This is a genomic window from Streptomyces sp. MK7 (assembly GCF_032658145.1).
Lineage (GTDB): Bacteria > Actinomycetota > Actinomycetes > Streptomycetales > Streptomycetaceae > Streptomyces > Streptomyces spiralis.
The window spans coordinates 142,884-157,455 of the sequence record NZ_JAVACL010000003.1; the positions used below are offsets into that span (position 1 = coordinate 142,884).

The window sequence follows — 14,572 nt, forward strand, 5'->3', positions numbered from 1 at the left end:
GCCGGGCCGATGCGGCTCCTTCCGGGCCGGCCGGCGCACCTGCCGGTCGGCCCGGTGCCCCGGGGATCAGCCGCGCCGGATCGTGATCGTCGTCCACGCGCCCACATGCACCCGGTCGCCGTCCTGGAGCGGCACCGGCACGAAGGGCTGGATCGGCTCCTCGGAGCCGTTGACCGTGGTGCCGTTCGTCGAGTTCTGGTCGACGACCGCCCAGGTGCCGTCGGGCTGCTGGACCAGCACCGCGTGCTGGTGCGAGACGCCCGGGTCCTCCGGCGGCACCGACAGGTCGATGTCGGGGGTGTCGCCGGTGGAGTGCCGGCGCCGGCCGATGGTGATCTGGTTGCCGGTGAGGGCGCGCTGCTGCTCGGGCGAGTACGCGGGCAGGTTCAGGCCCGCGGCCTCGGGGCCGGAGCGCTGCATCATCGACATGAAGTACTCGCGGTCCGGACCGATCGTCGCCGTCCAGGTCGCCGGCTGCTGCGGGGCCTGCGGGAACTGGGGTCCGGGCGGGGCCTGTGTGGCGCCGGGCTGCGGGTAGCCGTAGCCACCGCCCCGGCCGGCACCCGGGCCGCCCGACGTGGCCGGTCCCGTGGACGACGGCGGGGAGATCACCCAGTCGTCGTCACCGCCGAAGGACGGACCGCCGCTCTGCGGGCGGCTCGTCTCCTGCGGGAACGGGGGCGGGGCCGGCGGGCCGGACCGGTGGAAGGCCTGCGGGGCGCCGCCGGGCGCGCCGGGACCACCGGGGCCCGCGTGCGGCGTCGGACCGGGCGGCGGCGGAACCGGCCGCGAGGGGTCGGGACCAAAACCGGAGGGCCCGGACGGGCCGGGGTCGCCGCCGAAGCCCGAGGGGCCGGGACCGCCGGGGCGGCCCGGGGGCTCGGTGCCGAACGGCGGACCCGGCGGGATCGGCTCGGCCGGCCGGTTCATCTGGGAGGGCCGGGAGCCCTGGTAGTCGAAGGAATCGCCGCCGCCGAAGGACGGACCGGGCGGCTGCGGGAAGCGGGCGCCCGGAACCGGACCACCGGGGCCGCCGGGACCAGGACCGCCGGGACCAGGGCCGCCCGGAACGCCGGGACCGCCGGGACCTCCCGGACCGGGCGCCGACGGGCGCGGCGCGGCCGGGGTGTACGAGGTGGCCGTGTTCGTCAGGAAGTTCCAGCGGCACTCCTCGCAGAACGGCGCACCTCCCTCGCGGGGCGTGCGGCACTGCGGGCACAGCTCCGGCTCGGCGCCGGGCCCACCCGCCGCATGCGGGCGCACCCCGGCGGCACCGGGCCCACCGGGAGCGCCGGGCGCACCGGGACCGCCGGGTCCCGGCGCGGGCGGGAAGCCGTAGCCGCCGCCGACCGGGGGCGGCGGGGGAGGTGGTGGTACGGCACCGGCCATGCGGTGACCGCAGACCTCGCACCAGTCGTCGGAACCCGACTGGTGTCCGTTCGGGCAGGTCGGCATGTCGGCGCTTCCCCCTCTCCTTTCCGGCCGGTTCGACCGGATTTCTCCAACCCCGAGGGGCCAGGCTCGCTGTCTGTTGCTGTCTTGTTCGTTACTTCTTTACACGAACAGTCTTTGTCGACCGGGTCTCGAGAGTCATCTCGTCGGCCTCCTCGACCTTCGCCTTCAGTCGCACAGTACCTGTCGCCGCGTCGACCACGTCCACCACCTTCGCAAGCAGTTTCGCAGTATCCGCGTTCCCCGAGGCGCCGGCGAGCTGAACCGCCCGGCCCAGTTTGGCCGTTGCTCCATCGATATCACCCGCTTTGCGCAGGTCGAGCCCCTGTTGGATGGCCTGTGCCAGTTCGGCCTGCCCGGTGTAGTGGGCGACCTGCGGGTTGATGGAGGTCGAGGCGGCCATGTCGTCGGTCCACACGGCCCGTACGAGACCCTGGGCGCCGAGGTTCTGTGCCGATCCTCCCCCACTCTCGGCTGCGCTCGAGCGGGAGGTGCCCCCGGATCGGGGAACCACCAGCGAGACACGGGCGGCGAGCATCTCCTGCCCGACGGCCGCGGCGGGCACCTCCACACAGAGGTGGTAGTCACGGGACTCGTCGCCCCAGGAACCGGTCGGGTAGTCCCCGGCCCGGGGACCCGCCTCGGCACGGCGGTCCGTCAACTCCTCGACGGTCGGCGCCACTTGCTTGACGAACTTGATCGCCGTACCGACCGGGGTCCACACCCGCAGCGCGACGTCGGCGACCTCCTTGCCCATCGCCGTCTCCATCATCTGCGTGAAGTCGGCGGCCAGGGCCCCCGGATCGGCGACGATGTCGGCGGTGCCGAGCAGCGCCGAGGCGATCGATGTGACTTCTTTCACTTCCCAGTCGGTGCCCACGCCACGCGCGTCACAGGTGAACCGGCCGGCGCACTCCTCGAGCGTGCGCCGGAGGTCCTCCGGCGCCTCGTGCTCGTTGCGGCCGTCGGTGAGCAGGATGCCGTGCCGGATGGCGACGTCCGCCGACGACAGCAGCCGGTCGGCCAGCCGCAGCCAGGTGCCGATGGCGGTGCCGCCGCCCGCGCTGAGCCGGCGCAGCGCCGTCTTGGCCTGCTCGCGTGTGCTCGCGTCGGCGACCGCGAGCCGCCCGCCGCCCGGATAGACCTCCGTGGCCACGTGTGTGCCGCCGATCACCGCGAAGTGCACACCGTCGCGCAGGGTGTCGATCGCGGCGGCCGTGGCCTCGCGGGCGTTGCGCATCTTGGCCGGCGGGTAGTCCATCGAACCCGAGCAGTCGACCATGATCGCCACGGCCGCCGACGGCCCCTGGCCGGGCGCGTACAGGTGCGGAGCCGCGACCGCGCTGCCGATGGTGCCGCCGCCGGTCGCCGTCACCGTGACGATGGCGTTGACCTCGCGGCCGCCCTCCGGCAGGTACTCGTTCTGGTACACGTCCACCGAGAACCGTGGCACGCTGGACTTCGAGAAATTGGCCATGCCTTCCCAGATCCCCCTCCGGGCCCCCGCGAGCGGGGCTGACGACTGTGCGGCTGTGGACGACCGGTCCCCTCCGGCCTTTGCGGAACTTCCCCGTTGCGGGCTTCCCCGTGCGAACTTCCCCGTGCCGGCGTTCCCGTGCACCACGGGGAGACCAGTGGGACTCGCCGGGGCTCCCGTCACGCGCCCCGGCGTACGTCCCTCACGCCGATCCTGCCCCCTGCGGCGGGGCCGGGAACGGCACGACGGCCACTGTTACGTTGTCGTGGCCCCCGCCGTCGAGCGCGTGACCGACCAGCACCTGGGCACTGTGCAGCGGGCGCGCGGCCGCGTCCGGCGGCAGGACCCCGGCCATCTCCTCGGCGCTCTCGGCGTAGTTCCACAGGCCGTCCGTGCACACCACGACCACACCGGGCCGGTCCGGTTTGAAGGAGGCCGTGTGCGGCTCCAGTTCGTAGGCGTCCGCGCCGAGCCAGCCGGTGATCGCGTGCGCGCGCTCGTCGGCGTACGCCTCCGCCTCGCTCATCAGGCCGGCGGCCACCATCTGCGCGGCCCAGGAGTCGTCCTCGGTGAGCCGGGCCGGTGGCGCGGTGCGGTCCAGCGGCACCCAGTAGGCGCGGCTGTCGCCGACCCAGCCCACGACCAGCAGCCCGGCGGTGACCACCGCGCCGACGAGAGTGCAGGCCGGAGCGTTCTGGTGGGGGGAGTGCTCGCGGGCCGAGGCGGGTTCCTCGGCCAGTGAGTTGACCGCGTGCGAGGCGGCGACGATCGCCTCGTGCATCGCCTGCTGCGGGTGCGTGCCCCGGGGCAGCGCGGCCAGCAGGCACTCGCTCGCCGCCCGCGACGCCGCGAGGGAGGCGTCGTCGGGGCGGGTCGCGGAGGACACGCCGTCGCAGACGATCGCCACGGCCACGGCCGAACCGTCGGGCAGGGCCGTGGTGCCGACGGCGAACGCGTCCTCGTTGCGGTGGTGGCGCAGACCCCGGTCGCTGACCGCGGCGACCGGACCCGACTCCTGCTCCATGTGGTCGCGTTCGCGCGGCTGGGCGTGCCCGCAGTTCTCGCAGTAGCCGTCGCTGTCGACCCGGCCCGCACGGCAGGCCACGCACAGCGCGGCGGACTCGCCCGGGGCGCCGCTCTCCGCGGCCGTCCGGGGATCGGGCGCCTGCAGCGGGTACTCTTCGGGCTCGTCCGGCCGGTCGAACCGAACCCCCGGCCCCGGCGCGCCGGGAGCCGTCGCCGAGGGCAGCGGGGAGCCGTCCGAGTCCATGCCCTGCAGGTCCGTGGGCAGGTGGGTCCCCGACGGATGCGCGGCGGCGTCCTGCTGCTGCGCGCGCGGCCATACGGCGCCCTGCGCGCCCTCGTCCTCGGCCGGCCCGGACGGGCGCGGCACCGAGCCGTTGCTCATCGTGAGCGTCGGCGTGTCGCTCGACGGGGCGGCGGAGGCGGACAGGTCGTATCCGCAGGCGCCGCAGAAACGGTCACCCGACTCGAGCGGCTCCGCGCAGCTCGGGCAGTTCGACAGGGCGGCCTGCTGGTGCATCTGCGACATCAACTACACCCACGTCCGGGGGCGGTAACGGTTGGCACGTTCCACCAGGTCGATCCTCTCCTCGCCGCCGGGCGCCAGCCGGGCCAGCGTGCGGTACGAGCGCTCCAGGCCGAAGCGGAGTCCCCGCTCGTCCAGATCGCTGCCGAGCAGCACCCGCCGGGCGGCCGGGTCGGCGGCCCTGCCCCCGGAGAGTATCCAGTCCAGCGCGCAGCCGAGGACCTCTGCCGACAACCGCTCTCGGCGCGCCGGGTCCAGACCGTACGCCTGCAGGGCCTCCACCTGCCCCGCAGCCGCCGTCAGATCCTCCAGGAACGGCGTGTCGGAAGCGACCGCCGTACGGTGCCGCAGCCGCGCGCGTACGGCCGCCACGCGCGCCGCCGTGTAGTGGATGGAGGACTCCGGAACCGACTCCAGGGTCCGTACGGCCCCACGCCGGTCGCCGGCGGCGAGCTGCACCCGGGCCAGGGCGAACGCCGCGCCCACATGGCTCGGATCGGTCGACCACACCAGGCGGTAGTACTCGGCGGCGTTGTCGAGCTGGCCGAGGACCTCCGCGCACAGGCCGAGCGCCAGCTTCGGTGCGATCTCGCCGGGGAAGGCGTCGTAGACCGCGTCGAAGGCGAGGGCTGCGCCCTCGTGGTCGGCGGTGACCAGGCAGGCCACGCCCCGGTACCAGACGACCCGCCAGTCGTCGGGCTGCTGCTCCTCCAGCCGGCGCAGCACTTCCAGCGCCGGGCCCGCATCGCCGGTCTGGAGCCAGGCGCGGACCTGGCGCAGCCGGGTCTCGGTCGACTGGGCGGGCGCGGCCGCGAGGGCGTTGACCAGCTCGCCGGGTGCCGATGTCGACAGGCCCGCGAGGAAGCCCGCGTTGGGGTCGGTGGGGTCCACGTGCGGCACGGGCAGGGCGAGGGCCGCGGCCGGGGCGTCGACCGGCTTGACCAGGGCCGGAGCGGCCGGAGCGGCAGGCGCACCGGGCGCCGTGCCGCCGGCAGGGCTCGCGGTGGCGGCGGCGGGCGCGGTGCCCGCGGTGTTCGCGGTGCCGTGCGTGAGCGCCGGGGCGGGGGACCTGCGCGTCTGTGCCGCTCGCGCCCCCAGCCGGGACACGTCACCGTCCAGGGCCGGGAACAGCTCCGTGTCCGTGACCTTCGGTTCCGGACCGAACAGGGTCGACAGGGCGGGCCGGGCCCGGCCCGTCTGCACCGACACGACCTCCCGCAGCACGCCCGTCAGCTGCTCGGCCATCTCCTGCGCGGAGGCGAACCGGCGGGCCGGGTCGGGGTCGGTGGCGCGCACCAGCAGACGGTAGAAGGACTCGTACTGCCGGAAGACCTCGATGCTGTCGGGGTCGGGCAGGGAGTCCGCGAAGACGTTCGTGTAGCCCTGGAAGTCGAAGGTGAGCACGGCGAGCGTACGGCCCACCGTGTACAGGTCGCTCGCCACCGACGGGCCGACCTCCGCCACCTCCGGCGCCTGGTAGCCCACCGTGCCGTAGATCGCCGACTCGTCGTCGTCCATGCGGCGCACCGCGCCCATGTCGATCAGCTTGAGCTGGTCCTCGGTCTGGATCGCGTTGTCGACCTTGAAGTCGCAGTACAGCAGGTTGCGGCTGTGCAGATGGCCGAGCGCCTCCAGCGCCTCGATGCCGTACGCGCAGGCCTGCTCCACCGGCAGCGGGTCCCGCCTGCCGTCCTGCGTGCGGCGGGAGTTGGCGATCTCCTTGAGCGACTTGCCGCCGACGTACTCCATCACGATGTAGCCGTCGAGGGAGCCGGTGCGCTGGTCGAGGTGCTCCACGAAGTTGTAGATCCGCACGATGTTGGCGTGCTCGATCTCCGCGAGGAAGCGCCGCTCGGAGATGGCCGCCGCCATCGCGTCCTGGTCACCGGTGTCCAGCAGGCCCTTGAGCACCACCCAGCGGTCCGAGACGGCCCGGTCCACGGCGAGGTAGATCCAGCCCAGACCGCCGTGCGCCAGACAGCCCACGACCTCGTACTGGCCGTGCACGATGTCCCCGGCCCGCAGCTTGGGCACGAACGAGTACGGATGGCCGCACTTGGTGCAGAAACCCTCCGTACGCCCCGGCCGGTCACCACGGGCCCGGCCGACCGGCGCCCCGCAGTCCGAGCGCGAGCAGAACCGCTTGCGCTCCGGCACCTCCGGGTTCTCCAGCACCATCGAATGCGGGTCCGGACGCGGCACCTGGGGCACCTGCACCAGCCCCGCCCCGAGCCTGCCGCGGCCCGAGGAGCCCGCCGCCGAGCCGGAGCTGCGCACCGACACCGAACGGCTGGACGACCTGCCCGACAGCGAACGCGACAGCCGTCCGGACACCGAGCGGCGCGACTTCGACGACTGCGACGACGTACGCGCACTGCGGCCGCTGCGCCCGCTGGAGCCGGAACCGCCGCTGCCCGCCGAGCCGCGGGAGCCCCTGCCGCCGCCGGTCACCCCGGTGGGCGGCGAACCCACCGTGCCTCCCCCCAAGGGGGGACCCCCAGCCGACACCACCGGTGCCAGACCGCAGGTGTCGCAGTACAGCTCGCCGCCGCCGACGTCCTCGTAACGGCCGCCGCAGTCGGGCCGCTGACAGGCCTGCCCCGCCTGACTCATGACTCCCCCCTACCGTCACCGTCCTGGGGACCGCCCTGCGGCGGCACCCGTGCGGAGCCGAGCAGCTCGGCCGCCGCCCGCTGATAGCGCAGCACGGCCTGCTCGGCCACCCGCAGGTCGCACGGCGCGCTCCACAGCATGCGGCGCGCCGCGTCGTACCGCTCGACCAGCAGCGGGTCCTCCGCCAGGCCGTGCCGGGCCACCTTCGCCTTGTACGCGTCCAGGCGGCCCCGCAGCTCGGCGCGGACCGCCAGCGGCGCCGTGACGGCCGTCAACGACTCACGGGCCCGCAGCAGTTCGTCCTCCGCCTTCTGCTCCAGCGAGTCCAGCAGCGGCGACAGCCGGTGCCACTGCGCCTGCCTGCGGTACTCGGCGGCCGTCGCCAGCTGCTCCTGCAGCACGGTCGGCGGTCCGCTGACCACCGGCACCTCCGTGGCGGCGATCTTCGCCAGCACCTCGCCGCGCGCGGTGCGCGCCTCGGCGAGCGTGCGGTCCGCGCGCGAGAGCAGGTCCCGCAGCTTGATCAGCCGCTGCTCGGCGTCCTGGCGCACCCCGAGCACCGCGTCGATCTCCCGGCGCACCTCCTCCAGGGCCCGCGCCTCACGGTCGTACACCGTGGTGTCCGGCCGGCCCCCGCCCGGAGCCGAACTGCCCTGCGTGGGCACCCAGAAGGCGAGCGGGTCGGAGACCACCTCCTCGCGCAGCCTCGCCAGCGTGCGGGTGATGCGCTCCAGGTCGTCGCCCGCCGGATGCTCACCGGGACGGACACCGACCGAGTGCGCGAGCCGGCGGGTGCGCTGGAGCTCCGCGGCCAGCAGATCTATGCGGGCGGGCAGCGCCGACCAGACCGCGTCGGCCGCGACCACCATGTCCAGGCTGGTCGCGTACAGCTCGTTCATCCGGTCCACGAGACCGGCCAGCGAGAAGCTCTCGCTGAGCCGGCCCGCGCCGCCCTGCGGCCCCGGCACGTTCGCCGTGGCCGCCGCCGCGCCGGCGACCGTGACCGACTCGCCGCGCAGCAGCTCGGTCAGCTCCACCAGGTCCTCGCGGCTGGACCAGCGGCGGCGGGCGCGGATCTCACGGGCGGTGCGCAGCGCGCCCGTGTAGGCGTCGAAGTACGTCCACAGCAGCGTGATCGACGCCTCCGTCGTCGCCCAGCGTTCCCGGGTGACGCCGGTCAGCTCGGCGCCCTCCAGAAGCCTGCGGCCCGCGTGGTCCTGGAGGGCGAGGAGCGAGGTCTCGATCGCCTCGTGCTCCGCGCCGAGCCGCGCCAGCGCACGGTCCACCTCGTCCCGGTCCAGTACCGGCCCGGCGGGGTCCGTGCCGCCCATCGATCACCTCTCGCTGCGTTCTGTGTCTCGTGTCCGTCGGTCGTACGTCGGTCCAGGGCGCCTTCGCCGCCCCGTGCGGGGCGCGCGGCTCACCGGTAGCTCGGTGTCGGCGGAGTGGCCGACTCCGAATCCATACCCGGCGTGGCGGACAACCACCTGTCGTACGACGCCTTCCAGCCCCCGTCCTTGCGGTAGTTCTCCAGTATTCGGTTGACCTGACGTACCAGATCGTCGGCACCCAGCTTCATCGCCACGCCGTAGTACTCCTTGGTGAACGTGCCGCCCTTCAGCTCCACCGCCGGGTCCTGCGCGGCCTGGCTGGCGGCGAGGGCGCCGTCGGTCACCACCGCGTCCACCTCGCCCAGTTGCAGCCGCACCAGGCAGTCCAGCTGGTTGGGGACGGTGGCGGAGATGTCGGTGGAGGCGGGCAGCGTGCCGTCCTTCTTGTCGGCGGACAGGTGGTCGTAGGCCGTGGAGCCGGTCGCCGAGCAGACCTTCATGCCGGCGAGCGTCTTGTCGTAGCCCTTGACCGGCGACGTCCTCGGGGCGAGGACCTGCTGGCCGGTCAGGAAGTACGGGGCGGAGAAGGCCACCTGCTTCAGCCGGTCGCAGGTGATGGTCATCGTGCGCACCACCATGTCGACCCGGCCGCTGCGGATCGCGGGGATGCGCTCGTTGGTGGGGATGGCCCGGAACTGGACCTTGTTCGCGTCGCCGAGGATGTCCTTGGCGATGCGGTGGGCCAGGTCGATGTCGAAGCCCACCAGCGCACCGGAGGCGTTGTTCGGGTTGCGGTAGCCCCAGCCGTAGCTGTTCTGGTCGACGCCGACCGACAGATAGCCGCGTGCCCTGATGGCGTCGACGGTGTCCCCGTCGGCGTCCGACGGGGACAGGCTCTGGTCCTGGGCGTTTGCGTCCGTGCAGGTGCCGGCCCTGGCCTGGAGGCCCTGTGCCGTGCCCCGGGCGCTGTGGCCGCCCGGGTCCGGGACCCCGCTGTCGTGCGACTGGGTGTACGGCAGCAGCAGGACGAACGCCAGCGCCAGGGCGCAGACGACCGCCATCGCTCCCACGCCGCCCCAGCCCCTCAGGCCGGCCCGCAGCCGTCGCACTCGCATCCTCGCGCCTCCTTTCACCCCTGTCACGCTCCCTGTCACCGGTACTCCGAGAGCCTGCGTCCGATGCCCAGGAGGGCGCCGGCCGCGCCGAGCACCGTGAGCACCGCGGAACCTGCCGGCAGGCCGGTCATCGCGTTACGCCCGCCCTGTGCGGCGTCCTTGAACTCGTTCGTCTCGTGGGTGAGCGCCGACGCGAGGGAGGCGTCGACGTTGTCGAAGCACGCGCCCGTCGACTGGCTGCGGGCACCGGCGGCGCCGATCACCTTGTCACGTGCCTTCTGGTAGTCGCCGGAGTCGTTGGCCTCGCGGGCCTGCGCGTGCCGGGACTTCCAGACCTTCATCGACTGGTTCGCGGTCTGGACGGGGCTCCGGCCGGCCGGGTCGTCGGCGAGGGAGGCGGCGCGGGCGAGGGTCTCGCCGAGCGTCCCGATCTCCTGGTCGTACGCCCAGTCGTAGGCGTCCATGACCGTGCCGTCCTTCAGGGTCTTGGTCTCGGCGCCACGGCTGACCAGGGTCAGGTTCTCGTCGCTGCGGGCCTTGAGGGAGGCGATCCGGGCGTCGTGCAGCACGCTCAGCGAGCGGACGCCGTGGGCGTAGGAGCCCTTGAGGCCGGCGCGGGCGACGCTGTGGCCGACGACCAGCCACAGCAGGACGAGCGTGGTGGCGGCGGTGGCGGCCACCAGGCCGCGGTTGAGGACCCGGTTGGTGCGGCGGTAGGTGCGGTGCTGGGCCCAGGCGAGGGCGGCCAGGGCGAGGACGCCGAGGGCGATCGCCGCCCACGGGTAGGGCGTCGCGTCGCCGTAGTCCGCGCTCAGGCGCTGGTTCTCCTTCTGGTACAGGTCCTCGGCCGCCGGGAGCATCTGGTTCTGCATGAGGTTGTTGGCGGCGCGGAGATAGGCGCCGCCGACCGGGAAGCCCTGGCGGTTGTTGGCGCGGGCCGACTCCACCAGGCCCTTGTAGCGCGGCAGGAGCTCGTTGAGCCTGGTGATGGTGGCCGCGGAGGGGGAGCCGGGGTCGGAGGCGGCGGCGGCGGTGACGAGCTTGGCGGCGGTGGTGCGGACGTCGGACTCGTAGCGCTCGCGGGTGGCTCGCGTCTCCTGAATGCCCGCCAGATAGCCGCTGGTCGCCATCGTGTTGGCGTCGGCGAGGGAGCGGTAGATGTCGGCGGCGTCGGAGCTGAGGGGCTGGCTGCTGTGCAGCACGTCGTCGGCGGCCGTGGCCCTGTCGGTGGTCTGCCAGGCGGTGATGGCGCCGAAGGCGACGAGGAGCAGGGCGAGGACGGCGCCGATGGCGCGCAGGCGGCCGGGTTCGGTGGTGGCGGCGGCCCGCAGGCGGTCCACGGCCTCGGCGAACGCGGTGCGGCGTGGGGGAGCGGTGGGTGCGGGTGGGGTGGGGGGTGCCGCCGGTGGGAGCGGTGTGGCCGGCGACGTGGGCAGGGCGGGGCCCGGTGGTGGTGCCGAGCTGCTCGCCGGCGAGTGTGTCACTGCTGACCTCCCCCGTGGTCATCCGTCGCCTCAAGTATCCCTGTCGGCACCGACATCCGCACCGGCCTTCACTGGATCTTGATCGGATCGAATCGGATCACAGTGTCCCTGCCCATGAATACGCCGGGCGAGCCGGTTCGGTTCCCCCCGGGGAGGGGTGACTGCCGCGCGGTCGGTTCGCGGGCGGGCCGCGGCCGTGGTGGTGCGTCCAGCCCGCCGCACACGGGCATACGGCCGGAGGAACCAGGGTGGCCGGAGGAGGGACCGCAGTACGCGGCGGGCCACGGACGCACCCCCACGGCCCCTTCCGCCGTCGTGCGGCCGCCACTTCGTCGGGGCGCGCCCGCCTCGGGGTCAGGAGGAAAAGTGCGTTCGCACCCTTTCCCGCACCTCCGGTGGTGCTCCCACGTGGTCCAGGCCCAGGAGGGCCGCGCCCAGGACCGGGCGGACGGTGACCACGTGGGGCGTGGCCTTCGGGGCGCGGGTGGTGAGGCGCACGCGGATGCCGTCCTCCAGCTGGGGGTGGCGGGCGGCCAGGACGCTGCCGCCCAGGACGACCGGGGCCTCCTCGGTGAGGAGGTCCAGGCGGGCCAGGGCGACCGTCGCCATGGTGACGACCTCTTCGGCCAGGCGCTCGACGATCGCGTGGGCGATCGGGTCGCCCTGCGCCGCCGTCTTGAACAGGACGGGGGTCAGTTCGTGGCGGCGGTGCTCGTCGACGGTCTTCAGGTGGAGGGCCTCGATGAGGGCGTACATGGAGCTGAGGCGGAAGTGGGCGGGCAGGGTGCGGGCCAGGGCCGTGGGCTCGCCGCGGCCGTCCTCGGCGCGGGCGGCGTACCACAGGGCCTCCTCCGCCAGGCCCCAGCCGCCGCCCCAGTCGCCGGAGATGCGCCCGACCGCCGGGAAGCGGGCCGTGCGGCCGTCCGGGCGCATGCCGACGCAGTTGATGCCGGCGCCGCACACCACGGCGACGCCACGGGGTTCGGCTACGCCGGCCCGCAGGATCGCGAACGTGTCGTTACGGACCTCGACCGTCGCGCCCCACGCGCGCGCGTGCAGGGCCGCCGCCAGCTGTTCCTCCTCGACCGGCAGGTCCGCGTTGGCCAGGCAGGCCGAGACATGGGAGACGGAGGTGACCCCTGCTCTCGCGCAGGCCTCTTCCACCGCCCGTGCGAGGCCGGCCACCGCCGCTTCGACGCCCACGGCCGGGGGTCGGAAGCCGCCGCCGCGGGCCGTGGCGAGGACGGTTCCGTCGGCCGCCACGACCGCGACGTCGGTCTTGCTGTTGCCCGCGTCGATGGCGAGGACGCTTGCGGTCAGGCCCACGCGAGGTGCTCCCGGTTGTGTGCGATCAGCTGGTCGGTGAGGGTCTCGGCGTACGCGTACTGGCCGACGAGGGGGTGCGAGAGCAGGGCGCGGAAGACGCGCTCGCGGCCGCCGCGCAGGGCCGCCTCCAGGGCCAGGTCCTCGTAGGTGGTGACGGCCGCCACGAGGCCCGCGTAGAGGGGATCGAGCGGGGCGACGGGCAGGGGGCTCGCGCCCTTGGGTCCCACCGCCGCCTGGACCTCGATCACCGCGTCGTCCGGGAGGAAGGGCAGAGTGCCCTTGTTGTGGGTGTTGACCACCTGGTACGGGCTGCCTCCGCCCTCCCGTCGCCCGCCGCCACCCTCGACGGAGGGCCCTGCGGGCCCGCTGTTCTGGTTTCCGAGCAGCGCCGCGGCCAGGTCGACGGCCGCCTCCGAGTAGTAGGCGCCGCCGCGCTTGGCGAGCAGCGCGGGCTTCTCGTGGAGGGACGGGTCGCCGTACATCTCCAGCAGTTGCTTCTCCATGGCGGCCACTTCGGCGGCCCGGGAGGGCTTGGTGCGCAGTTCCTCCACGACCTGGTCGTGGGCGTAGTAGTAGCGCAGGTAGTAGGAGGGGACGACGCCGAGGCGGTCCAGGAGCGGCCGGGGCAGGTGGAGGTCGCCGGCGATGGTGTCGCCGTGTGCGGCCAGGAGGTCGGGCAGGACGTTCCTGCCCTCGGGGCCGTCCAGGCGTACGCCCGTCTCCCAGGTGAGGTGGTTCAGGCCCACGTGGTCCAGGTGGATGTCGGCGGGCGCCACATCGAGCATCGCCGCGAACTTCCGCTGGAAGCCGATCGCCACGTTGCACAGGCCGACCGCGCGGTGGCCGGCCTGGAGCAGGGCGCGGGTGACGATGCCGACCGGGTTGGTGAAGTCGATGATCCAGGCGTCCGGGTTGGCGCGGCGGACGCGGTCGGCGATGTCCAGGACGACCGGGACCGTGCGCAGGGCCTTGGCCAGGCCGCCGGCGCCGGTCGTCTCCTGGCCGACGCAGCCGCACTCCAGGGGCCAGGTCTCGTCCTGCTGCCGGGCCGCCTGGCCGCCGACGCGGAGCTGGAGCAGGACGGCGTCGGCGCCGTCGACGGCCGCCTCCAGGTCGGAGGTGGTGACGATGCGGCCGGGGTGGTCCTGGTGGCTGAAAATGCGCCGGGCCAGGCCGCCGACCAGCTCCAGGCGGTCCGTCGCCGGGTCGACGAGGACCAGTTCCTCGACGGGGAGGGTGTCCCTGAGACGCGCGAATCCGTCGATGAGTTCGGGGGTGTAGGTCGAACCGCCGCCGACCACGGTGAGTTTCATCTGAGTCCCTTGGCTTTCTATCCCTTGACTCCGGTGAGCGTGACACCCTCGACGAATGCCTTCTGGGCGAAGAAGAACACGAGGATCACGGGTGCCATGACCAGCACGGTGGCGGCCATGGTGAGGTTCCAGTCGGTGTGGTGGGCGCCCTTGAACGACTCCAGTCCGTAGGAGAGGGTCCAGGCACCCGGGTTCTCCGAGGCGTAGATCTGCGGGCCGAAGTAGTCGTTCCAGGCGTAGAAGAACTGGAAGAGGGCGACGGCCGCGAGGCCCGGTTTCGCCATGGGCAGCACGACCCTGATGAGGGTGCGCAGCTCGCCGCAGCCGTCGACCTTCGCCGCGTCCAGGTACTCGTTCGGGATCGTCGTCAGGAACTGCCGCAGCAGGAAGATGGAGAACGCGTCGCCGAACGCCATCGGGATGATCAGCGGCCACAGCGTGCCGGACAGGTCCAGCTGCTTGGCCCAGAACAGGTACATGGGGATGATGATCACCTGCGGGGGCAGCATCATCATCGAGATCACCAGCATGAGTGACAGATTGCGGCCCCGGAAGCGGAACTTGGCCAGGGCGTACGCCACGGGGATCGAGGACGCGACCGTCAGGACCGTGCCGGCTCCGGCGTAGAGGAGTGTGTTCCGCCACCAGGTGAGAAACCCCGGGGTGTTGAGCACGCTCTTGTAGTTGCCCCACTCCCAGGTGTGCGGGATCAGGTCGCGGCTGAGCGCCTGGCTGTCGCTCATCAGCGAGGTGAGCAGGACGAAGACGAAGGGGAGGGTGAAGAAGAGTGCGGTCGCCACGCCGAGGGCGTGGACGGCGATCCATTCCAGGGCCGCTCTGCGGCGGGCCGTGCGTTCGGCCGGGGAGACGGGCGACTTCAGTCCGACCGGCTTGTCCAGTACCTGGGTCATC

At 73.4% G+C, this 14,572-nt stretch carries 10 protein-coding genes; all 10 read right to left on the bottom strand.

Annotated features, from left to right (window positions below):
* Positions 1-66: 66 nt before the first annotated feature.
* Positions 67-1,455 carry an FHA domain-containing protein gene (locus R2S09_RS05440; protein WP_316740009.1) on the bottom strand — a complete coding sequence of 463 codons (1,389 nt, stop codon included), beginning with the start codon at positions 1,453-1,455 and terminating at the stop codon, positions 67-69.
* Positions 1,456-1,546: 91 nt separating this feature from the next.
* Entirely contained in the window at positions 1,547-2,929 is a 1,383-nt protein-coding gene (locus tag R2S09_RS05445) for a VWA domain-containing protein (protein WP_306190112.1), read from the bottom strand.
* Between the two features lie 202 nt (positions 2,930-3,131).
* Positions 3,132-4,481 (bottom strand): protein phosphatase 2C domain-containing protein, encoded by a 1,350-nt coding sequence (locus R2S09_RS05450; protein ID WP_316740010.1) that lies wholly within the window; start codon positions 4,479-4,481, stop codon positions 3,132-3,134.
* Positions 4,482-4,484: 3 nt separating this feature from the next.
* The gene (locus tag R2S09_RS05455) at positions 4,485-7,091 is read right to left on the bottom strand and encodes a tetratricopeptide repeat protein (protein ID WP_316740011.1); all 2,607 of its coding nucleotides are present in this window, start codon (positions 7,089-7,091) and stop codon (positions 4,485-4,487) included.
* Entirely contained in the window at positions 7,088-8,422 is a 1,335-nt protein-coding gene (locus R2S09_RS05460) for a hypothetical protein (RefSeq protein WP_306190115.1), read from the bottom strand. The genes R2S09_RS05455 and R2S09_RS05460 overlap by 4 nt, the downstream gene beginning before the upstream one ends.
* 89 nt (positions 8,423-8,511) lie before the next feature.
* Positions 8,512-9,537 (bottom strand): glutamate ABC transporter substrate-binding protein, encoded by a 1,026-nt coding sequence (locus R2S09_RS05465; RefSeq protein ID WP_316740012.1) that lies wholly within the window; start codon positions 9,535-9,537, stop codon positions 8,512-8,514.
* A 35-nt stretch (positions 9,538-9,572) separates the two neighbouring features.
* On the bottom strand, positions 9,573-11,021 hold the full coding sequence (locus tag R2S09_RS05470) for a hypothetical protein (protein ID WP_316740013.1): 1,449 nt from the start codon (positions 11,019-11,021) through the stop codon (positions 9,573-9,575).
* Positions 11,022-11,375: 354 nt separating this feature from the next.
* A complete protein-coding gene (locus R2S09_RS05475; RefSeq protein WP_316740014.1) occupies positions 11,376-12,347 on the bottom strand; it encodes a BadF/BadG/BcrA/BcrD ATPase family protein in 972 nt (323 codons plus the stop codon).
* Positions 12,338-13,660, bottom strand: a complete 1,323-nt coding sequence (locus R2S09_RS05480; RefSeq protein ID WP_316740015.1) for a 6-phospho-beta-glucosidase — start codon at positions 13,658-13,660, stop codon at positions 12,338-12,340. Before R2S09_RS05480 ends, R2S09_RS05475 begins: the two co-directional genes overlap by 10 nt.
* Positions 13,661-13,677: 17 nt before the next feature.
* Complete coding sequence (locus R2S09_RS05485) at positions 13,678-14,571, bottom strand: carbohydrate ABC transporter permease (RefSeq protein WP_316740016.1); 894 nt, start codon at positions 14,569-14,571, stop codon at positions 13,678-13,680.
* Position 14,572 lies beyond the last annotated feature (1 nt).